The following is a 20632-nucleotide window of genomic DNA, read 5'->3' as shown; positions in this document are numbered from 1 at the left end:
TATCCCGGTGTCCTCGCAGGCCGTTTCAGTCAAGGCGGCGCTATGCCGCACAACGGGCTTCAGGCACCCGCTCGCGTGTATGCTCGTCCGTACGCCGCATTGCTGCCGCCCCCGGATTCCCAAGCTATTCATGCCGATGTCCGACAACCCGACCTCACGCCACGTCCTCAACCGTCTGCGCGCGGCGCACCGCCACGGCCGCCTCGTGGACGCGGCGCTCTCGCGCGCGTCGACCTACGCGCATCCGGCCGGGCGCGTCGTGCGCATCGAAACGCATATCTCCGTCGTCTATCTCGCCGGGCGGTATGCGTACAAGATCATGAAGCCTGTCGATTTCGGCTTTGTCGATTTCGTTGGACTCGAAGCTCGACGCCGATGCTGCGAAGCTGAAATTCGCCTGAATGCGCCGTTTGCGGGACGGATCTATTGCGATGTTCGCCAGTTGCTTTTCGATGGACGGCGTTGCCGACTCGGGCGTGGCATCTGCAAACGGGCGCCTGCTCCCCGACGCGACGACGCGGAAGTCATCGACTATGCGGTCCGCATGCGACGCTTCGACCAGCGCCTGTTGTTTTCGAACCTGCTCTCGCACGGCGAACTGAGCGCTTCGGACATCGATGCGGCTGCAACGAAGCTGGCCGCTAGTCATCGCCACGCGCGCCGGGCCGGCAATGGGCCGCGGGCGCCCGTGGCACGGCTCGGCTCCGCGGCATTGCTGCGTGACCAGGTCCTCGCGGCGCTCGCGCCTCTCGAAGACGACCCGCGCACCGCCGATGCCGTGGGTCGGTCGGCGTTGCGCGCAACGTGCGAAAGCGAACTCGCGAGACTCGCGCTCCACGTCGACTCACGTCGCGCGCAGGGGTACGTGCGCGCCTGCCACGGCGATCTCCATCTCGACAATATCGTGCGAAGCGGCCAGCACGCATTGATGTTCGACTGCATCGAATTCAGCGACGAGCTGCGCTGGATCGACGTGACCTGCGATCTCGCCTTCCTGCTGATGGATCTGCGCGCGCACGGCGACGAAGAGCACGCGCATCGTTTGCTCAATCGCTACCTCGAAGCAACGGGGGATTTCGCGGGACTCGCGGCGTTGCGGCTCTACGTCGTCTATCGCGCGCTTGTGCGGGCACGGGTGGCGTTGCTCAAGGCCGAGCCGCCTGAAATGTGCGACGCGCCCGCTGCCGCACGCGGCATCACGTCGTACCTCAACCTGGCGGCAAACGAGGCGCGTGACATGCGCGAGCGTGCGCCGTGGCTTCTGCTGTGCCACGGATTCTCGGGTTCGGGAAAATCGGTCGCGAGCCGTGCGCTCGCCGACATGAGCGGGGCCATCAGGGTATCGAGCGATCTGGAACGAAAGCGCCGCGCGCCGTTCGCCGCGCCCGCGCTCGACGCACTCCCGCCAGGCGCCTACACCCAAGCCGCGCTCGACGCCCACTACCAACGTCTTGTCGCGCATGTGCGCGATGTCCTTAACGCGGGCTATACGACGCTCGTGGATGCTACGTTTCTGAAGGCAGCGCATCGTGCGCGTTTCGCAGCACTCGCGCACGAGCTGAACCGGCCGATGCTGATCTTGAACTTCCACGCACCGCATGCTCGACTTGCCGAGCGCGTGAATGCGCGTGCGCGCGGGCCGCGAAACGCTTCCGACGCGGGCGCTGAAGTGCTCGCCGCACAGATCGCGCAAGCCGATGCGCTCGACGCGCAGGAGCGGCAGCACACCGTCGATCTTGATACCGATGTGGCAATCGAGGCGTTTTCGCGTCCGCAATGGTGGGCGCCGTTGTTCGAGCGCCTGCACGCGGAAGGCGGGAAAATTTGACCCACCAGCGGACCCATCAACCGCTGCCGGAACCCAGCAGCTGCCCGCTCGACGATCAACGATTGACGATCAACGCTCGACGATCAACGCTCGACGAACGGACGCACGAGCGGCCAGCGCAGCGTGGAAGCGACCGGAAAGCGTGGCCTGCGGCCGACCGGCGCAGACCACGGCCGCATGCGCGCAGAGATCGCCTCGCACAGCAGCAGCCCTTCCTCGCCGTGCAGACGTTCCATGGCGCGATGGACAAGGCCGGCCTCGAACCACACCTTGAAACGGCGATGGCAGGTTCGGAAATCGGGATAGCACTCGGGCATTTTCGACCAGACCGAGCCGGTCGCCAGCACCCAGAGGATTCCCGCGAAAACGAGGCGGGGATTATGTGCAGGGCGCCCGCGACGACGAGGATCGACGCGGATTTCGTGAAACATCGGCTCGATGCTGCGCCATTGCGCATCTGTCAGTTCCGGAGATATGCGGGAAGACATCTGATGATCCATATGAGGTTGTCTGACACAACTACAGTAGCCTCCCAGCCGACAAGAAAATATCGGACGATGCCTAAAATGGCCGACGAATGCCGACACGCGCGCCGACGCGACGACCGTGGCGCGGCCGCAGCGTTGCGCTACACTGCGCCTTCCGGCAACGGCAGTGGAGTTCCGATGGCGTCTTCATCCCGTTCGAAATCCCGGCAGGGCCAGATTCGCGTGGGCGTCGGCGGCTGGATCTATGCGCCGTGGCGCGGTGCGTTCTATCCCAAGGGACTCGCGCAGCGCCGCGAACTGGAGTACGCAAGCCGCCATCTCTCGACGCTGGAGATCAACAGTACGTATTACGGCGCGCAGCGCCCGGAAAGCTTCAGGCGCTGGCACGATGAAACGCCCGACGACTTCGTCTTCTCCGTGAAGGGTCCCCGCTTTGCAATGAATCGCCGCGTGCTGGCCGAAGCCGGCGCCGCGATAGCGCGTTTCATGAACGGCGGCGTGCTGAACCTGCGCGGCAAGCTCGGGCCGATCAACTGGCAGCTCGCGCCGGGCAAGCGATTCGATCCTGAGGATTACGCGAGATTTCTCGAACTGCTACCGCGCGAGGGCGACGGCCGTCCGCTGCGGCACGCGCTCGAAGTCCGCGATGCGAGCTTTTGTACGCCGGAATTCGTCGCGCTCGCCCGCGAGCACAATGCGGCCATCGTCGTCTCCGGCGATTCCGATTACCCGCTGATCGCCGATATCAGCGCGCCATTCGTCTATGCACGGATCATGGGCACTGCGCAGAGCCACGCGCAAGGCTATGCATCCGCCGATCTCGACCGCTGGGCCGAGCGCGCGCTTGCCTGGTCGCGCGGCGAGACGCCCGGCGATCTCCCGACCTATGCGAAGCCGGTCGCCGCGAAAACTGGCCGGGACGTTTTTCTCTACGTCATCAGCGGCTTCAAGGAACGGAACCCGGCGGCGGCGATGGCCTTGATCGAACGTCTGGGCACGCGTTAGCTTTCATCGTTTGTCGCGCCTCAAATCTGCCGCCGCATCTCGGCCGCTGGCAGCTTCATCATCTGCCGATACTTCGTGACCGTGCGACGCGCCACCTGCACGCCCTGCTTTTCGAGTTCCTGCGTCAGGTTGACGTCGGAAAGGGGATCGCGCGGATCCTCGGCGTCGATCATCTCCTTGATGAGCGCGCGCACCGCCGCCGCCGAGCACGTGCCGCCCGTGCGCGTTTCCAGTTCCCGCGGGAAGAAGCGCTTGAACTCGAAAATGCCGCGCGGTGTGGCCATGTACTTGTTCCCGGTCGCACGCGAGACGGTCGATTCGTGCAGCCCGAGTTCGTCGGCGACGTCGCGCAGCAGCATGGGGCGCAACGCGATTTCGCCGTACTGGAAGAAAGCCTTCTGCCGGGCGACGATGCACTCGCCCACGCGCAAGATCGTCTCGCAGCGCTTGTGCGCATTGCGGATCAGCCAGCGCGCTTCCTGCAACTGCTGGGCGAGCGGCGAGCGGCTCGTCTGGTCCGAGCGCGCGAACATCTCCGCATAAAGCTTGTGGATGCGAGCGCGCGGCTCGATAGCAGGGTTCACGCTCACCACCCACTTGCCGCGCACCTGGCGCACGATCACGTCAGGGACGACATAGCCGCCGTCCGCGCGCCCGTAGTGGTTGCCAGGCTTCGGGTCGAGGCGGCGCACGAGCGCGATCGCGGCTTGCAGCGAGGCGGCGTCGCAGCCGAGTTGCCGCTGCAGTTCGCCATGTTCGCGGCGCGCGAGACGTTCGAGGTGCTGCGTGACGATCTGCATGGCGAGTTCGCGATGCGGCGTGTCGTGAGGCATGGCGTCGAGCTGGAGCGCGAGGCACTCGGAAAGCGAACGCGCGCCGATGCCCGGGCGATCGAGCGTCTGCACCACGCGCAATCCCACGCGCAGACGGTCCTCGTCGAGTCCGTCGTCGGCGCCCTCCCCGTCGGCGAGATCGGCGAGATCCTGGCGCAGATAGCCGTCCTCGTCGAGCGCCTCGATCACGACCTGCGTCGCCGCGCGGTCGAGGTCGTCGAGCGGCGACAGACGCAGCGCGTCATGCAGTTGCTCGCGCAGCGAAATCGGCACACGCACCCAGTCGGAAGCTTCGGATTCGCCATCCTCGCCCCCCCGATAGCTCGAGGTGCGCAGGCCGCCCGGAGAAGGCAACTCGGCGGTGTAGCCCGAGCCGTCGTCGCTGTAGGCGGACTCGCCCTCACCGTACGAGGGTTCGGAGTACGGGGCCGCGTCCTGGGCCATGCCGGCATCGAGGCCGGACTCGACCGCGCCGTCTGTTGCGATGGCCGGGGCCTCGGCCACTGGGGCGGCTGCGGAGCCGATGCCCGCGGCGCCATCGGCCGCTTCGGCGGCCTCGCCTGTCTCCGAGGCGGGTGGCACGTATTCCAGGAACGGATTGGTATCGAGCGCTTCGCGCAGTTCCTGTTGAAATTCGAGCGATGACAGTTGCAACAGCCTCACCGCCTGTTGAAGACGCGGCGTGAGCGCCAAATGCTGGCGCGCGTGTAACGCGATGGAAGGCATGGCAATCCCGTTTGTGTTGAATTGAGTAGGTGATCGCCCTGACGCAACACCCATGCCAGTTTTCACAAGCCCCTGTTCTCAAACGGGATCGCCACTTGCACAGCCCGGTTCGCACACCGTTTTCGCGGCTCGACCGTGGAGATTTTTACAACGCATGCGGAAAATTGTGTCCGGCGGAGGACGGAAACCCAGACCGCGCAGACTGCGCTGTCATCCTGAACGGCGGCGCGTTGCAGCAGCTTCCAGCGGGCTTTCAATGGAGCGCTGCGCGCATCGAGCGTTGGGCGGCACGAACCTTGCGGGAAAACCAGCGACCGCAACCAGAAAAGGAGCAGCCATGAAGCGCATCCTGATTCTCAAGACCGCGGCCGGCGCCGCCTGCATGACGTTCGCACTGATGGCCGGTGCGCAGACCACGACGACGCATAGCACCGCGCCTTCCGGCAGCTCGGAATCCATGGGCCAGCACGTTGACGACGCAACGATCACGACCAAGGTCAAGGCCGAACTGCTCGGCGCCAAGAACGTCAAGTCCGAGCACATCCACGTGAAAACGCATAGGGGCGTCGTCTCGCTCACGGGCACCGTGCCGACCGCCGAGGACCGCGACAACGCCAAACAGGTCGTGGAAGGGGTCTCGGGCGTGACCTCGGTGAAGAACCACCTGAAGGTCTCGGCGGCGAGCTAAGGGCCCTGCCGGGCCAGAGAGCCCCGTGCCCGGACGCGCACGGAGCGTCCGGGCGTGTGACCCGTGAGACCATCGAGTCATCACAAACGGCAATGCTTCGCCGGCGCGCCTCCGTCCTCCTTCACTCGTCGCCTTGCCGCGATTGCCTGAGTTGCGCGCGCCGTTGCTCGCCCTGGCGCGCCAGCATCCAGCCGGGATACTCCGCGGGCAACGCGCTCGCCTTGTCCAGCACGCCGATTTCCTCCGCGCTGAGCTTCACTTTCGTCGCGGCGAGGTTGTCGTCGAGCTGATCCAAGCGCTTCGCACCGATGATCACCGAGGTCACCGCCTTTTGATTCAACAGCCAGGCAAGCGCGATTTGCGCGACCGACACGCCTTTCGCCTCGGCGATGGGCCGTATCGCGTCCAGGCAATCCCAAGCCCGTTCGCGATTCACCGGCGGAAAGTCAAACGTGGTCCGGCGGCTGCCCGTCTCGCCTTGCTTGTCGCGCCCGTACTTCCCGCTCAACAGCCCGCCCGCGAGCGGGCTCCAGACCATGAGCCCGAGGCCTTCGCTTTCCAGCATCGGCACGAGTTCCCGTTCGAGATCCCGCCCCGCGATCGTGTAGTAGGCCTGCAGCGATTCGAAGCGCGCGAGCCCCTCGCGGTGCGCCACGCCAAGCGCCTTGACGATCTGCCACGCCGCCCAGTTCGAGACGCCGACGTAGCGCACGTGCCCCTGCCGGACGAGCGCATCGAGCGCACGCACCGTCTCTTCGATGGGCGTGACGGGATCGAATGCGTGAATCTGGTAGAGGTCGATGTGGTCGAGCTGCAGGCGCCTCAGGCTCGCCTTCACGCCGTCCATGATGTGGTACCGCGTGGCGCCGCGCTCGTTCGGCGACGATCCCATTTCGCCGAACACCTTGGTCGCGATCACGACCTGCTCGCGCGGGATCTTGAGATTCTTGAGCGCCTGTCCGGTAATCTGCTCGGAGACGCCCTGCGAGTAGACATCGGCGGTATCGATGAAATTGACGCCGGCTTCGAGCGCGCGGCCGACCAGGCGCTCGGCGTCGGACTGCTGGACATCGCCGATCTGGTTCCAGATGCCCGCGCCGCCGCCGAACGTCATGGTGCCGAGGCAGAGTTCCGAAACGAACAGGCCGGTGCGGCCCAAGGGGTTGTAGCGCATGGTGTGACTCCGTCGTGGGTCGAGGGAAAGTCCAACGCGGCGAGGATACTGCGTGCGATCGCGCCGCGCTTGCCGGATGCCGGCCGGCGATCGTGCAGGGTTCATGCCTGATGCGCACCCGGTTCGCCTGGGTTCGTGCCTGGGTTCGTGCCTGGCAAGGGCCCGCGAAAGCTGCGAGACTTGCAGGCGTGCACGAACCACCGCGACGCACGAGCGCACGAGCCGCGAACGCCCCGTCGCCGCTATTCATCCGGATGACCTCGCCCACACCTGTCAACGATCCGCACGCACCGGCTCTCGCCGCGCATGACGAGGGCGCCGGCGACGTGCTCGCGCAATTTCATCCGGCCGTCGCCGGCTGGTTTCGGCGCAGCTTCGACGCGCCCACCGCCGCCCAGCGCGCCGCCTGGCCGCTCATCGCGAGCCGGCGCGCGACGCTCGTCGCGGCCCCGACGGGCTCGGGCAAGACGCTCACCGCGTTTCTCGGCGCGCTCGACGAACTGGTGCGCGAAGGCCTCGCGAATCGCGGCGCGCTGCCCGATACTACCCTCGTCGTCTACGTTTCGCCGCTCAAGGCGCTCTCCAACGACATCCGGCTCAATCTCGAGCGGCCGCTCGAAGGGATCGGCGCGGAGCTCGCGCGCCTCGGCCTGCCACCGGTCGAGATCCGCACGGCGGTGCGCACCGGCGACACGCCGCAGCCCGAGCGCGCCGCGCTCAGAAAGCGCGCGCCGCATATCCTCGTGACGACACCCGAGTCGCTCTACGTGCTGCTCGGCTCCGAGTCGGGCCGCCGCATGCTGGCTGGCGCGCGCACCGTGATCGTCGACGAGATCCATGCGCTCGCGGGCAACAAGCGCGGCTGCCACCTCGCGCTGAGCCTCGAGCGGCTCGATGCGCTGTGCGGCACGCGCCTGCTGCGTATCGGGCTTTCGGCTACGCAAAAGCCGATCGGGACCGTCGCGCGCTTTCTGGTGGGCATGGGCGAAGCGGCACAGGATCCGAACGCCAACGCGCCCGCCTGCGAGATCGTCGACGTCGGACATACGCGAACACGCGACCTCGCGATCGAAGTGCCGCCCGTGCCGCTCGAAGCCATCATGGCGAACGATGTGTGGGAGCGCGTGTATGACCGCATGGCCGAACTCGTCGCCATGCATCGCACGACGCTCGTGTTCGTCAACACGCGCCGCATGGCCGAGCGCGTGGCGCGCCATCTCACCGACCGCCTGGGCGCCGAGGCCGTGGCCGCGCACCACGGCAGCCTCGCGCGCGAGCATCGTTTTCTCGCCGAACAGCGCCTGAAGCGCGGCGAGTTGCGCGTGCTCGTGGCGACGGCGTCGCTCGAACTGGGCATCGATATCGGCGACGTCGATCTCGCGTGCCAGATCGCCTCGCCACGGTCGATCGCGGCCTTCCTGCAGCGCGTGGGGCGCTCGGGACACCAGGTCGGCGGCGTGCCGAAGGGGCGGATCTTCCCGACTTCGCGCGACGATCTGATCGAATGCGCGGCGCTGCTCGACAGCGTGAGGCGCGGCGAACTCGATCGCCTCGCCCTGCCGCATGCGCCGCTCGATGTGCTCGCGCAGCAGATCGTCGCCGAAGTGGCCTGCGAGGCATGGGAAGAAGATGCCCTCTACGCGCTCGTGCGGCGCGCCACGCCGTGGGCGACGCTCGAGCGCGCGCAGTTCGATGCGGTGCTGCGCATGCTCGCCGAGGGCTACACGAGCCGTCACGGGCCGCGCGCGGCCTACCTGCACCGCGACGTGGTGAGCCATACGCTGCGCGCGCGGCGCGGCGCCCGGCTCGTCGCGCTGACTTCGGGCGGCACGATACCCGACAACGCCGATTACTCGGTGCTGCTGGAGCCGCAAGGCGTGCAGATCGGCACCGTCAACGAGGACTTCGCCGTCGAAAGCCTTGCGGGCGACGTGTTCCAGCTCGGCAACGCCTCGTACCGGATTCTGCGCATCGAGGCTGGACGCGTGCGCGTGGAAGATGCCCAGGGGCAGCCGCCCAACATTCCGTTCTGGCTCGGCGAAGCACCGGGCCGCAGCGACGAGCTTTCGCACGCGATTTCACGGCTGCGCAAGCAGGTCGAGGCGGCACTGATCGAGGCGAGCGCGAGCACGACCGCAAGCGCGAGCGCCGGCGCGGCGGACGATGCCCCATCTTCCCCGGTGGTCGATCGCGCCACGTCAAAGCTTGCCGCCGCGCTCGATATCGACGATGCCCCCGCGCGCCAGATCGTCGAATATCTCGCGCGCGCCCGCGCCGCGCTCACCGTGCTGCCGACCGAGGACACGCTCGTCATGGAGCGTTTTTTCGACGAATCGGGTGGCACCCAACTGGTCATCCACGCACCGTTGGGCAGCCGGCTGAACCGCGCGTGGGGTCTCGCGCTGCGCAAGCGCTTTTGCCGCCAGTTCAATTTCGAACTGCAAGCCGCCGCGACCGAGGACGCCATCATCCTCTCGCTCACCGGCGCGCACAGCTTCGCGCTCGATGAGGTGTGGCGCTATCTGCATTCGAACTCCGCTGAGCATCTGCTCGTCCAGGCGCTGCTGGACGCGCCGCTCTTCGGCGTGCGCTGGCGCTGGAACGCGACCACGGCGCTGGCCTTGCCGCGCCAGACCGGCGGACGCAAGACACCGCCGCAGATCCAGCGCATGCGCAGCGAGGATCTGCTCGCGGCCGTGTTCCCCGATCAGGCGGCGTGCGTCGAGAACATCGCGGGCGAGCGAGACGTGCCGCGCCATCCGCTCGTCGACCAGACCCTCGACGACTGCCTGCACGACGCGATGGACTCCGAAGCATGGATCGCGCTCCTGCGCCGCATCGAAGCGGGCGAGGTGACGCTCGTGGTGCGCGAGCTGCCAGCCCCCTCGCCGCTCGCCGCCGAAATCCTCACGGCACGCCCTTATGCGTTCCTCGACGACGCGCCGATAGAAGAACGCCGCACGCAGGCCGTGCTGTCGCGCCGCTGGAGCGACCCCGAGTCCACCGACGATCTCGGCGCGCTCGACCCCGAAGCGATCGCAAGCGTGCGCGAGGAAGCCTGGCCCCAGGCGCGTGATGCCGACGAAATGCACGACGCGCTCACGAGCCTCGGCGCGCTTGCGCAAAGCGAGGCGCAGCGCGAGCCGCAGTGGCTCGCATGGCTCGGCGACCTGGCGGCGCAAGGTCGCGCGACGCGCATTCCGGTTGCGGAGCATGACGCGCTGTGGGTGGCCGTGGAGAGGCTGGCATGCGTGCAGGCCATTTATCCGCAGGCGCAGTGCGAGCCGCCGCTCACGCCGCCGCCCGAATATGCGCAGGCGTGGACCGAGGAAGCGGCGCTCGTCGAGATCGTGCGTGCGCGCCTGTCGGGGTTCGGACCGCTCACGGTCGCGCAGGCGGCGCGGCCGCTTGCGCTCGAAGCAAGCGTGGTGGCGCTCGCGCTTACGCACCTCGAAGCGGAAGGCGCCGTGATGCGCGGGCGCTTTACGTCTGCCGCGATGGGAGGCGGCCAGGACGAATGGTGCGAACGCCATCTGCTTGCGCGCATTCACCGCTACACGGTGCGCAAGCTCAGACGCGAGATAGAGCCTGTCGAGCGCCACGATTTCATGCGCTTCCTGTTCGAATGGCAGCGTGTGGCGCCCGGCACGCGCGGGTCGGGCCGCGACGCGCTGGCTGCCGTGCTCGACCAGCTGGAAGGCTGGGAGGCCTCCGCGCTCGCGTGGGAAGACGAGATCCTGCCGGCTCGTATCGACGATTACACGCCGATGCTGCTCGACGAGCTATGCCGCTCGGGGCATCTCGCCTGGGCGCGGCTGCCCGCGCGCGCGGCGGCGGCGTCGACGGTGCGCAGCACGCCGGTCGTGCTGCTCTCGCGCCGCGAACTGGCGCACTGGATGGCGCTCGTCGAAGCGCCCGACACCGCCGGTCTGTCGGCGCGCGCGCGGCGCGTGTATGAGGCGCTGATGCGAAACGGCGCAATGTTCTTCGACGAGCTGACCGCGGATGCGCATCTGCTCGGCGTGGAACTGGAAAACGCACTGGGCGAACTGGTGGCGGCAGGGCTCGTGAACGCGGACAGCTTCGCCGGGCTGCGGACACTCGTGAAGCCGGCGGCGCAGCGCGGCGCGCATCCCGGCCGGCGCCGGCCACGCGGTTTCGCGCCGCTCGCGGGCGGCATGGCCGACGCGGGGCGCTGGGCGACACTGCGGCGCGTGCCGTTGGCGACTTCTTCGGCGGCTCAGTTGGCAGATTCGTTGGTAGGTTCGTTGGCAGATCCGTTGGCGGCTCAGTTGCCAGACCCTTTGGCGGATACTCTGGCCGCCCCGCTCACGGACACCGAGGATGCAACGTCGTTCGTCGGGAAAGCGCCGGCTGCTTCGAACGGCAACGTCGTCGCCGCCCCCCGCGCGCCAGCGCTCGCGCGCGCCAGACCGTCGGCCACCACGGCGGCGGCTCGCCGTCCGCCCGCCGATCCGGAACGGCTGGCGCATATCGCCGACGTCCTGCTGCGCCGGTATGGCGTCGTCAGCTGGCATCTGCTCGCGCGCGAAGCGCCCTGGTTGCCACCCTGGCGCGACGTTTTGCGCGTGCTGCATCGGATGGAGGCGCGCGGCGAAGCGCGCGGCGGGCGCTTCATCACCGGTATTTCGGGCGAACAGTTCGCGCTACCCGAAGCCGTGGCGCTGCTGCGCGACGTACGGCGGCGCGCGCCCACACCAGGAGAAGGCGGACAGCTTGTGTGCGTAAGCGCGGCCGATCCGCTCAATCTCGTCGGCACGCTGCTGCCGGGGGAAAAGGTGCCGGCTGTAGTCGGCAACCGCATCGTGTTCCGCGACGGCGTGCCTGCCGCGACCCTGATTGCAGGGCGTTTCGCCTTTCTCGGCGAATTCGACGAAGGCACGCGAGCCGCGCTGCGCGCGCGGCTCACCAGGCCTTGGTGAGCCGCGTTTGGAGCACCGCCGCGGGTTTGGCTGTTAGTTGCGTTGAGTCGCCGCACGGATGTTTCTCATGCAGGCTTCATCGCCTGTCGCACCGCACCGAAATGCCGGCGCACACGCAGGCCGTTCGCCACGACGAGCAGGCTCGCGCCCACGTCGGCGAACACGGCCATCCAGAGCGTGGCCTCGCCTGCCAGCGCGAGCACGAGAAAGACGGCCTTGATGCCGAGCGCGAACGCAATGTTTTGCATGAGCACCGCGGCAGTCTTGCGAGAAAGCCCGATGAACGCAGCGATCTTGCGAGGATCGTCGTCCATGATCGCCACGTCGGCGGTTTCGAGTGCGGTGGCCGTGCCCGCCGCGCCCATTGCGAAGCCGATATCGGCGCGCGCGAGGGCGGGCGCGTCGTTCACGCCGTCACCGACCATCGCGGCCATGCCGTACTGCCCGGAGAGCGCGGCGATCGCGTCCTGCTTGTCCTGCGGCAGCAGATTGCCGCGCGCATCGTCGATGCCCAGCTGATCGGCGATCGCTCGCGCAGTCGATACGTTATCGCCGGTCAGCATGACAGGCGTGACGCCAAGCGAGCGCAAGGCGCGCACGGCCGGCGCGCTCTCTTCGCGCAGCGCGTCGGCCACGGCGAATACGGCAACGGCCGACTCCGGCGTGCACAACACGATCGCGGTCTTGCCCGAAAGCTCAAGGCCCGCGAGTTGCGCCTCCAGTTCGGGCGAGCATAAGCCGAGTTCCTCGACCAGACGGTGATTGCCGAGGCTCCAGCGCGCGCCGTCGACGCGCCCCTGCACGCCGCGGCCGCCCAGCACCGCGAACTGATCGACCGGGAAGAGGCGCGCATCCGGCTGACGCGCCCGCCAGCCCTCGACCAACGCACGCGCGACCGGGTGCGTGCTCGCGTCGTCGAGGCTCGCGGCGATGCGCAGTGCCTCGTCAACCGAAAGCGGCGGCGTTTCGGCTGGCGCGCCAGCGGTAGCCAGCGCTCGCATGGGCGCTGCGAGCACGTCGGTCAGCACGGGCTCGCCGCGGGTGAGCGTGCCGGTCTTGTCGAGCGCGACGGCCTTGAGGAGCCGGCCACGTTCGAGCCAGACACCGCCCTTCACGAGCATGCCGTGGGACGCGGCGGCGGCGAGGCCGCTCACGACCGTCACCGGCGTCGAGACGACGAGCGCGCACGGACAGGCGATCACGAGCAACACGAGCGCCTTGTAGAGCCAGGCACTCCATGCGCCGCCGAATGCGAGCGGCCCGGCAAGCGCGATGATCACGGCGAGTGCGACGACGGCCGGCGTGTAATAGCGGGCGAACTGATCGACGAAACGCTGCGTGGGCGCACGTTGCGCCTGCGCCTCCTGCACCGCGGCCGCGATGCGCGCGAGCGTGCTGTCCTGCGCGGCGGCGGTGACGAGCGCCTCGACCACGCCATCGACGACGATGCTGCCCGCGTACAGCGCCGCGCCGGCCTCCTTGTCGACGGGCAGACTTTCGCCCGTGATCGGCGCCTGGTCGAGCGCGGCGCGGCCCGCGGTGACGCGCGCGTCGAGCGGCACGCGCTGACCGGTGCGCACCCGGATGCGGCTGCCGATGACTACCGCGCTCACCGCGCACTCGCGCCATTCGCCCGTCGCGGCGACGCCGTCGCCGGCCTGCCAGACCTCGGCAGTTTCGGGCGCGAGCGCGGTGAGCGCGCGGATGGCGTGGCGCGCGCGTTCGAGCGATAGCGCCTCGATTTCCTCCGCGAGTGCGAACAGGAAGACGACCATCGCGGCCTCGGGCCACTTGCCGATCGCGACCGCGCCCATGAGTGCGAGCGACATCAGGAAATAGATGTTGATGGTGAAATTGCGCAGCGCAATCCAGCCCTTGCGCAGCGTGGGCAGCCCCGCGCACAACAGCGAGACGACCGCGCAGGCCAGCACCGGCAGGCCGGTTTCGTGGCCGGTGCTCCACGCAAGCACCTCGGCGCCTGCGGCTGCGATGCCGCTCGCAGCGAGCAGCAGCTTCTGGCGCAGGGCGATGCCGGGCGAGGCCGGCGGCGTGCCTTGCACCGCAGCGGTCGCATCGAGCGCGCGCGGGGACATGTCGAGAGCGAGCAATGCATCGACGACCGGCTGCGTATCGTCGAGCCGGTGATGCACGGTCAGCTCGCGAGCGAGCAGGTCGAAGTCGAGACGCACGACACTCGGCATCGGCTCGAGCCGGTTGCGGATCAGACGCTCCTCGGTCGGGCAATCCATGTTGTCGATGCGCCAGCGCGCGCGCCTGGCGCCTTCGGGTGCCGGTGCCTGGCAACGCGCGTGCTCCGGCGCGCGCTCCTGTGCGGCGCTGTGACAGCAGCTTTCGGCATGGCCGTGATCGTGGCTGTGGCTGTGGCTGTGGCCGCGATCGTGATCGTGGCCGTGATCTTCATGCCCATGCTGGTGGCAGCAGCCGCCAGCAGGCGCGCTGGCCCTGTCCGCCTCGCAACACGCGCCGCTGGCGCCTCCGGCCGCCCTTTCTTCGTCACGCGCACGCAAGCGCTGCGCGACACCAAGCCGTGACAAGAAGCCATGGTTCATCGCCGATTTCTCCCCAAAGTGACAAAATCATTGAACAGCCTGTAGTGGCTACAGGGTCAAGTGATTCAGGAGAACCGCGACCATGCGAATTGGTGAACTGGCGCGTTTCGCAAACTGCGATGTCGAAACGGTGCGCTTTTATGAGCGTGAGGGCCTGCTGGACGAGCCCGCGCGCGAGACCAACGGATACCGGAGTTACACCGCCATCCACGCCGCGCAGCTCAACTTCATCCGCCATTGCCGGTCGCTCGGCATCGGGCTGGCGGACATCCGCATGCTGCGCCGCTTCCAGGCCGATCCTGGCCAGCCTTGCGACGAAGTCAACGAGTTGATCGACAACCAGATCGCGCGCATTCACGAGCAAATCGAATCGATGCGCGTGCTGGAGCAGCAGTTGCGCACGTTGCGCGAGAGCTGCCGCACCCATCAGAGCAGCAGCGCCGGGTGCGGGATCATGAAAAGTCTGGAACAACCCATCGACGACGAAAGCTGCTCATGCCATGGCGACGGCCATGCTGCAAACGACGCACCGGCACGTCAACGCCGCTGATGCGTCTCCCGCAGTGCAAGCTGCGGCCGTCGGGTCGCGCCGTGGCACCCGGTCAAGGTGCTGCGGCGATTACCTCGGCAACCGTGGCCGTGAGCTTCTTCGCATACGGCACGTGCAAGAACTCGTTCGGTCCATGAGCGTTGGACTTGGGGCCAAGCACGCCACACACCATGAACTGCGACTTGGGGAAGCCCGCCTGCAGCACATTCATGAGCGGGATCGTGCCGCCCTGGCCAAGATAGGCGCAATCCGCGCCGAAGTGCGTGCGCGAGGCGGCGCTGAGCGCTTCGGTTAGCCAGGGGGCGAGTTCCGGGGCACTCCAGCCGTTGGCCGCGCCTGCGTCTGGCCTGAAGGTGACCTTCGCGTTGTAGGGTGGATCGAACTCGAGCAGCGCCTTCAGTTCCGCCACGGCCTTCGCTGCCTCCACGAGCGGCGGCAGACGCAGCGAGAGCTTGAACGCCGTGCGCGGGCGCAAGACATTGCCGGCGTCGGCGAGCGCGGGCAGGCCCGCTGCGCCGGTGACCGAAAGCGAAGGCCGCCACGTGGAATCGAGCAGCGCCTGCTGCGGATCCGTAGTGGTAGGCAGCACGCGCCGGCCGTCCTGGCCGCACGCCCAAGGCAAGCTTTTCCATACACCCTCGCCGAGAATCTTCGCCGTGGCCTCGGCTTCGCTCAGGCGCTGCGAGGGAATCACGCAATGAAAGCCCTTGGGCAGCAGTGTGCCGCTAGCGGCGTCTTCGAGACGCTCGAAGAGTTGCCGCATCACGCGGAAGCTGGAAGGGGCGATGCCGCCGTACGAGCCCGAGTGAATGCCCTCTTCGAGCACTTCGACCTCGAGATCGCCCGCCACGAGCCCGCGCAGCGAAGTGGTGAGCCAGAGCTGGTCGTAATTGCCCGCGCCGGAATCGAGGCAAACGACCAGGCCCACGGTGCCGAGCCGCTCGCGCAGCGCATCGACATAAGGCAGCAGGTCGTAACTGCCCGACTCCTCGCAGGTCTCGATGAGGCCCACGCAGCGCGGCCGTTCGATGCCTTGCGCGTCGAGCGCGGCGAGCGCCGTGACGCTCGCGTAGATCGCATAGCCGTCGTCGGCGCCGCCACGGCCATACAGCCGGCCATCTTCCAGCTTGGGTGTCCAGGGGCCGAGATCGTTGCGCCAGCCCGCGAATTCCGGCTGCTTGTCCAGATGGCCGTAGAGCACGACCGTCTCGGTGCTGCCGGAGCGCGTGGCGGGCACCTCGAAGAAGATCACTGGCGTGCGATTGGGCAGACGCACGATCTCTAGCTTCAGGCCGCGCACTGGCTGCTGCTCCGCCCATTTCGCCGCCTCCTGCACGACGCGCTCGAGATAGCCGTGCTGCGCCCACTGCGGGTCGAACGCCGGACTCTTGGCCGGCACCGCGATGTAGTCGGTCAATGCGGGTACGATCTCGTCTTGCCATTTCCGCTCGACAAAGTCGCGCAGCGCGTCGTGATCCAGATGGCGGGTGGCCTCTGACAGGTCGGAGATCATGATGTCGGTTCCGTGCGATCAAAAACCCGATGATAGACCCGAACCCACGCCCGCCGACACCCCCTCGCACCGACCGCTAGCCGTCCGGCCAGGGCGTGCCATGCGCCCAGCGACGATCCGCGCGACAATGATGTGTCGGGCATATTTCCCCTATTTACGGAGAGCGACCCATGGTGAGCCGTTCCGTCTTCGAGATCGTCGTCCTCGCAGCGGTGGTCGCGCTCTACTTTCTGCCCGCGCTGATCGCCGACCGGCGCCAGCGCCACGACCTGCTGATCATCGCCGTCTTCAATGCCGTGCTCGGCTGGACAGTGCTCGGCTGGCTGCTGGCGCTTTTCTGGGCGCTACAACCGAATCCGCCGAGGGATCTCGGCGGGCGAACGAAGGAGCGCAGCCGGCGGCTAGGCATGCTCCTGTTCTCGAGACGGCTCGACGACCGCATTCAGGCGCGCAAAACGCGCAGCGCCGAGCGAGAGCGCTCCTCGCACTGAGGCCCTCTCGGCTTATCCGTCCGGCCAACGCGGCGCCCACGGCGCGCACGCGCCAGCTTCACATGAAATAATCAAAGGAAACAGGCCACTTTTGCCGCGCCAATCCGGCGCGCGCCGCCCGACCCATCTGGGCAACACTCAACAGGGAACCCGAGATGCCACACGCCGCCCCGCTGCTTGCCTTCGCCGCCGTCGCCCTCGGCATGGCGCTTACGCCCGGACCCAACATGATCTATCTGATCTCGCGCTCGATTTGCCAGGGGCGCAAGGCGGGGCTGATCTCGTTGGGCGGGGTCGCCCTCGGTTTCGTGTTCTATATGTTGTGCGCGGCGTTCGGCATTACCGCGTTGCTCATGGCCGTACCGTTCGCGTACGACGCACTGCGCCTGGGCGGCGCGCTCTATCTGTGCTGGCTCGCGTGGCAAGCGCTCAAGCCAGGCGGCCGCTCGCCGTTCCAGGTGCGCGAATTGCCGGCCGACCGGCCTCGCAAGCTTTTTCTGATGGGTTTCGTCACCAACCTGCTGAACCCGAAGATCGCCGTTCTCTACTTGTCCCTGCTGCCGCAGTTCATCGACCCGCAACAGGGCAGCGTGCTGGCACAGTCGGTCGTGCTGGGCAGCATTCAGATCGCGCTTTCGATTAGCGTAAACGCCGCCGTTGCCATGACGGCTGGCACGATTGCGACCTTCCTCGCGGGGCGGCCGAGATGGCTCCAGCTTCAGCGCTGGCTTATGGGCACCGTGCTTGCGGGTCTTGCCGTGCGTATCGCCGCAGAGGGCCAGCGATAAATAAATAGCCGGACCCACAGGCCCGGCCGCTTATGCAAATCTGCAGAACCACCGGATCCGCCCGAGCGGATCCGCCCCAGCCTGCGATGGGGTTACCGTTCAGATTCCGCCCACGGCCCTTCCGCCAGCCGGATTGCGCATCTTGACGAACGCCGCCGGGATCGAGCGAGGCTCTATCCGCAGCATGTCCTGCGAGAACATGTCCTGACGCAATTCGCCATGCTCGTCGAACCACTGGCAAATCAACCAGTGGCCGCTGGCGAATCCGACCGGACCGGCGTACATGACGGTCATGCGCGGACCGCCCGACTTCAGGGTGACGACGTCGCCAATTCCGGCCATGGCGGCGTGCGGCTTTTCGGCTACGTCGATGGTCGTATCAAGCATGAAGTTCCCCGTTAAAAAGGCGCACAGAGAAAAGACTGGGCGGGACGAACATCTCGCCACCCTACCGCGCTTTCGGAATGAGAATGCCGCGGTCATTAATAAGTTTGGCAAGACTAACAACTGGAATTAATGCGCGCAAGCGATTTTCATAAGACTTGCTGAAAACCCTGTTATTCGCGGCTCGGCCGAACCGTATCCAGTGGCGCTCCGCACAAATTACGCGGAATACCATACATGTGCGGCAAAACGTACCGGGCAAACTTGCGCGCTCAAACAGTCATATTATTTCGAGCGTATTTGCTGAAAATGCCGCGCCACAGCTTCTATGAATGCGTCGCCATGGCAACCGGGTTCACGGCCTCGTTCAAAATGCCACCCGCGCAGCGACAGGTGTGGAAACGTTTTCTGCGCAGATAAAACCGTCCGTTCGATTAATCGCTGAACGGCGGATGCGTGGTGCACCGCTCCGGCCAAATCATCAGGAATTGCCGGGTTCAAACAGGTTTGCCTGAAATATGGTTGTCACGCGTGCGGAATCGCACTGAAAAAACTTCGGAAGACCGTATGGGGCTTCGAGCGAAGCTTGCGCGGGCGCGCCGCGCTTATTCGCCAAACGGCAGGGTCGTCTGACCCTCGGCGCGCATGTCGAAAACGTTGAGCGTCATGGCCACCAGCGCGTAGTAGCCCAGGAGCCCGACCAGGTTGATCGTCGTTTCATGGCCAAAGCGCTCGACGGCACGCGCATAGGTCGCGTCGGATACACGCTTCGTTTCGTACAGCTCGGTCGTGAACGCGTAGATCAGCGCATCGTCAGGCTCGTCGAACTGCGGCGTCGCGCCCGTGCGGATCTGCTCGGCCAGCGCCTCCGGCACGCCCGCCCTCAGGGCGATCGGATAGTGGATGTACCACTCGGCCTGTGCCCGCCAGTGCACCGACGTGACGAGGATCGCGAGTTCGGAGAGCCGTATCGACAGGCCGGTCCGGTAGCGGCAGAACGCGCCCAGGCGCTGCGCGTGCTGCGCGAGTTGCGGGCTATGGATCCAGCCGAGGAAGGGTCCGTCGAGATTCCCGCGCGGACCGGAAAGGATTTCGTCGAGCACGGCCTTCTGCTCGGGGGACGCAAGTGCAAACTCAAATGCGGGAAGCCGTGTCTTCTGGTCTTGGGTCATCGATCTGCTCCGTTGCGTATCATGGCCGGTCGCGCGCGACCGCTCGCGGTGGACACGCGGGTTTGGCAGTTAGTTGCATGTCAATCGTTACACCGGGCCTCACGCCGGGCGCGCCACGCCTGCCATAACGAGCGCGCCGTCGATTGCGGCGGCCAACCGATCGACGATGATGTCGATGTTCTGCGCCGTGCAGGTGAAAGGCGGCGCCAGCAGCACGTGGTCGCCATTTCTGCCGTCCACCGTGCCGCCCATCGGGTAGACCATCAGGCCACGCGCGAACGCCTCTCGCTTGATCGCCGCGTGGAGCTTGAGTGCCGGGTCGAATGTGGCCTTCGTGGCGCGGTCCTTCACGAGTTCGACACCGACGAACAGTCCGCGGCCGCGCACATCGCCCACCCAGGGATGCGCTGCGTAGCGCTCGCGCAAAAGCGCGCGCAGTTGCTCGCCGCGGGCGAGTACGTTGTCGAGCAGGTTCTCTTCGGCAATCACACGCTGCACTTCGAGCGCCGCCGCGCAAGCCGTGGCGTGGCCGATGTAGGTGTGGCCGTGCTGAAAGTAGCCACTGCCGCCAACGATCGTCTCGTAGATACGCTGGCTCACGAGTGTCGCGCCAATCGGCTGGTAGCCCGCACCGAGGCCCTTGGCGATTGCGAGCAGGTCGGGCGTAACGCCGTCCTCCTCGCACGCGAACACATAGCCGGTGCGGCCCATGCCCGACATGACCTCGTCGAGGATGAGAAGCACGCCGTAACGGTCGCACACCGCGCGGATCTTGCGGAAGTATTCGCGCACCGGCGGCACCGCGCCAGCCGTTGCGCCCACAACGGTCTCCGCGATGAACGCCGCCACCGTGTCGGGCCCCAGTTGGAGAATCTTCTGCTCGAGCTCGTCGGCCAGACGCTGTGCGTAGGCCTCGTCGGTTTCGCCTTCGTGACGCTCGCGGTACGCATAGCACGCGCTGACGTGATGCGACTCGATCAGGATCGGCAGGAAGGGCTCCCGGCGCCAGGCATTGCCGCCAATCGCGAGCGCGCCGAGCGTGTTGCCGTGATAGCTCTGGCGGCGTGCGATGAAGTGGCGGCGCGCGAGTTCGCCCTTTTCCACGAAATACTGGCGTGCCAGCTTGAGCGCGGCTTCGATCGCCTCCGAACCGCCCGACACGAAGTACACATGGTCAAGCCCCTTCGGCGCGGCGGCGATGAGATGATCGGCGAGCTGCTCCGACGCCTCGGTCGTGAAAAACGCGGTGTGCGCGTACGGCAGCTGTTGTGCCTGACGCTTGATCGCCTCAATCACGCGCGGGTTGCTATGGCCGAGGCACGAGACAGCTGCGCCGCCGCTTGCATCGATGTAGCGCTTGCCGGTGGAATCGATGATCTCGATGCCTTCCCCCGCCACCGCGACGGGCAAGGTTTGTCTCGGCATCCGATGAAACACTTTGGTTGGAGACGCCATGGTCATAGGGTCCTCGATGAAGTC

Annotated in this window: 16 protein-coding genes; 8 read left to right on the top strand and 8 right to left on the bottom strand. The window is 66.9% G+C overall.

Translation table 11 applies throughout. The annotated features are described in order from the left end of the window. The first annotated feature begins 130 nt into the window (after positions 1-130). A complete protein-coding gene (locus VSR34_RS05480) occupies positions 131-1828 on the top strand; it encodes an AAA family ATPase (RefSeq protein WP_342962044.1) in 1698 nt (565 codons plus the stop codon). Positions 1829-1911: 83 nt separating this feature from the next. Here VSR34_RS05480 and VSR34_RS05475 read toward each other — a convergent pair whose 3' ends face one another. Continuing rightward, a complete protein-coding gene (locus VSR34_RS05475; RefSeq protein ID WP_051381350.1) occupies positions 1912-2316 on the bottom strand; it encodes a transposase in 405 nt (134 codons plus the stop codon). 177 nt (positions 2317-2493) lie between these two features. On the opposite strand from VSR34_RS05475, the gene VSR34_RS05470 reads away from it, so the two are divergent. Then, positions 2494-3321 carry a DUF72 domain-containing protein gene (locus VSR34_RS05470; protein WP_036018060.1) on the top strand — a complete coding sequence of 276 codons (828 nt, stop codon included), beginning with the start codon at positions 2494-2496 and terminating at the stop codon, positions 3319-3321. Between the two features lie 20 nt (positions 3322-3341). On the opposite strand, the gene VSR34_RS05465 is transcribed toward VSR34_RS05470, so the two are convergent. After that, positions 3342-4880: an RNA polymerase factor sigma-54 gene (locus tag VSR34_RS05465; protein WP_028210242.1), complete on the bottom strand. Its 1539-nt coding sequence runs from the start codon at positions 4878-4880 to the stop codon at positions 3342-3344. 337 nt (positions 4881-5217) lie between these two features. On the opposite strand from VSR34_RS05465, the gene VSR34_RS05460 reads away from it, so the two are divergent. After that, complete coding sequence (locus tag VSR34_RS05460) at positions 5218-5568, top strand: BON domain-containing protein (RefSeq protein WP_028210243.1); 351 nt, start codon at positions 5218-5220, stop codon at positions 5566-5568. A 121-nt stretch (positions 5569-5689) separates the two neighbouring features. Here VSR34_RS05460 and VSR34_RS05455 read toward each other — a convergent pair whose 3' ends face one another. Beyond that, entirely contained in the window at positions 5690-6742 is a 1053-nt protein-coding gene (locus tag VSR34_RS05455; RefSeq protein ID WP_028230442.1) for an aldo/keto reductase, read from the bottom strand. A gap of 254 nt (positions 6743-6996) precedes the next feature. Between VSR34_RS05455 and VSR34_RS05450 the strand changes: the two genes are divergently transcribed. Then, positions 6997-11685 carry a DEAD/DEAH box helicase gene (locus tag VSR34_RS05450; RefSeq protein WP_342962043.1) on the top strand — a complete coding sequence of 1563 codons (4689 nt, stop codon included), beginning with the start codon at positions 6997-6999 and terminating at the stop codon, positions 11683-11685. Positions 11686-11750: 65 nt separating this feature from the next. Here VSR34_RS05450 and VSR34_RS05445 read toward each other — a convergent pair whose 3' ends face one another. Next, positions 11751-13934: a heavy metal translocating P-type ATPase gene (locus tag VSR34_RS05445; protein WP_042289496.1), complete on the bottom strand. Its 2184-nt coding sequence runs from the start codon at positions 13932-13934 to the stop codon at positions 11751-11753. A 108-nt stretch (positions 13935-14042) separates the two neighbouring features. Here VSR34_RS05445 and VSR34_RS05440 point away from each other — a divergent pair, with 108 nt between their 5' ends. Both VSR34_RS05440 and VSR34_RS05435 read left to right on the top strand, forming a co-directional pair. Then, complete coding sequence (locus tag VSR34_RS05440; RefSeq protein WP_238327627.1) at positions 14043-14237, top strand: hypothetical protein; 195 nt, start codon at positions 14043-14045, stop codon at positions 14235-14237. Between the two features lie 100 nt (positions 14238-14337). Next, positions 14338-14805 (top strand): Cd(II)/Pb(II)-responsive transcriptional regulator, encoded by a 468-nt coding sequence (locus tag VSR34_RS05435; protein WP_028210245.1) that lies wholly within the window; start codon positions 14338-14340, stop codon positions 14803-14805. Between the two features lie 52 nt (positions 14806-14857). Here VSR34_RS05435 and VSR34_RS05430 read toward each other — a convergent pair whose 3' ends face one another. Further along, the gene (locus VSR34_RS05430) at positions 14858-16318 is read right to left on the bottom strand and encodes a M20 family metallopeptidase (protein ID WP_342962042.1); all 1461 of its coding nucleotides are present in this window, start codon (positions 16316-16318) and stop codon (positions 14858-14860) included. A gap of 170 nt (positions 16319-16488) precedes the next feature. Between VSR34_RS05430 and VSR34_RS05425 the strand changes: the two genes are divergently transcribed. Next, positions 16489-16809 carry a superinfection immunity protein gene (locus VSR34_RS05425; RefSeq protein WP_028210247.1) on the top strand — a complete coding sequence of 107 codons (321 nt, stop codon included), beginning with the start codon at positions 16489-16491 and terminating at the stop codon, positions 16807-16809. 155 nt (positions 16810-16964) lie between these two features. Then, positions 16965-17597, top strand: coding sequence for a LysE family translocator (locus VSR34_RS05420; protein WP_342962041.1), 633 nt, complete (start codon positions 16965-16967; stop codon positions 17595-17597). Positions 17598-17696: 99 nt separating this feature from the next. Here the strand turns inward: VSR34_RS05420 and VSR34_RS05415 are convergent, their stop codons facing one another. From VSR34_RS05415 to VSR34_RS05405, 3 genes are all read right to left on the bottom strand, one after another. After that, positions 17697-17984 (bottom strand): YodC family protein, encoded by a 288-nt coding sequence (locus tag VSR34_RS05415; protein WP_036017998.1) that lies wholly within the window; start codon positions 17982-17984, stop codon positions 17697-17699. A 602-nt stretch (positions 17985-18586) separates the two neighbouring features. Beyond that, entirely contained in the window at positions 18587-19153 is a 567-nt protein-coding gene (locus VSR34_RS05410; protein WP_028210250.1) for a hypothetical protein, read from the bottom strand. Between the two features lie 99 nt (positions 19154-19252). Further along, positions 19253-20608, bottom strand: a complete 1356-nt coding sequence (locus VSR34_RS05405) for an aspartate aminotransferase family protein (protein WP_036018063.1) — start codon at positions 20606-20608, stop codon at positions 19253-19255. Positions 20609-20632: the final 24 nt, after the last annotated feature.

This window comes from Paraburkholderia sp. JHI2823, from assembly GCF_038900695.1.
Taxonomy (GTDB): Bacteria; Pseudomonadota; Gammaproteobacteria; order Burkholderiales; family Burkholderiaceae; genus Paraburkholderia; species Paraburkholderia mimosarum.
The sequence above is the reverse complement of the archived record's forward strand: the minus strand, read 5'-3'. Positions and strand labels throughout refer to the sequence as shown.

Excerpts from the sequence above, each read along its gene's own strand:
- VSR34_RS05480 (WP_342962044.1), top strand. The coding sequence starts at position 131 with ATGCCGATGTCCGACAACCCGACCTCACGCCACGTCCTCAACCGTCTG.
- VSR34_RS05475 (WP_051381350.1), bottom strand. The coding sequence starts at position 2,316 with ATGTCTTCCCGCATATCTCCGGAACTGACAGATGCGCAATGGCGCAGC.
- VSR34_RS05470 (WP_036018060.1), top strand. The coding sequence starts at position 2,494 with ATGGCGTCTTCATCCCGTTCGAAATCCCGGCAGGGCCAGATTCGCGTG.
- VSR34_RS05465 (WP_028210242.1), bottom strand. The coding sequence starts at position 4,880 with ATGCCTTCCATCGCGTTACACGCGCGCCAGCATTTGGCGCTCACGCCG.
- VSR34_RS05460 (WP_028210243.1), top strand. The coding sequence starts at position 5,218 with ATGAAGCGCATCCTGATTCTCAAGACCGCGGCCGGCGCCGCCTGCATG.
- VSR34_RS05455 (WP_028230442.1), bottom strand. The coding sequence starts at position 6,742 with ATGCGCTACAACCCCTTGGGCCGCACCGGCCTGTTCGTTTCGGAACTC.
- VSR34_RS05450 (WP_342962043.1), top strand. The coding sequence starts at position 6,997 with ATGACCTCGCCCACACCTGTCAACGATCCGCACGCACCGGCTCTCGCC.
- VSR34_RS05445 (WP_042289496.1), bottom strand. The coding sequence starts at position 13,934 with ATGGATTGCCCGACCGAGGAGCGTCTGATCCGCAACCGGCTCGAGCCG.
- VSR34_RS05440 (WP_238327627.1), top strand. The coding sequence starts at position 14,043 with ATGGCCGTGATCGTGGCTGTGGCTGTGGCTGTGGCCGCGATCGTGATC.
- VSR34_RS05435 (WP_028210245.1), top strand. The coding sequence starts at position 14,338 with ATGCGAATTGGTGAACTGGCGCGTTTCGCAAACTGCGATGTCGAAACG.
- VSR34_RS05430 (WP_342962042.1), bottom strand. The coding sequence starts at position 16,318 with ATGATCTCCGACCTGTCAGAGGCCACCCGCCATCTGGATCACGACGCG.
- VSR34_RS05425 (WP_028210247.1), top strand. The coding sequence starts at position 16,489 with ATGGTGAGCCGTTCCGTCTTCGAGATCGTCGTCCTCGCAGCGGTGGTC.
- VSR34_RS05420 (WP_342962041.1), top strand. The coding sequence starts at position 16,965 with ATGCCACACGCCGCCCCGCTGCTTGCCTTCGCCGCCGTCGCCCTCGGC.
- VSR34_RS05415 (WP_036017998.1), bottom strand. The coding sequence starts at position 17,984 with ATGCTTGATACGACCATCGACGTAGCCGAAAAGCCGCACGCCGCCATG.
- VSR34_RS05410 (WP_028210250.1), bottom strand. The coding sequence starts at position 19,153 with ATGACCCAAGACCAGAAGACACGGCTTCCCGCATTTGAGTTTGCACTT.
- VSR34_RS05405 (WP_036018063.1), bottom strand. The coding sequence starts at position 20,608 with ATGGCGTCTCCAACCAAAGTGTTTCATCGGATGCCGAGACAAACCTTG.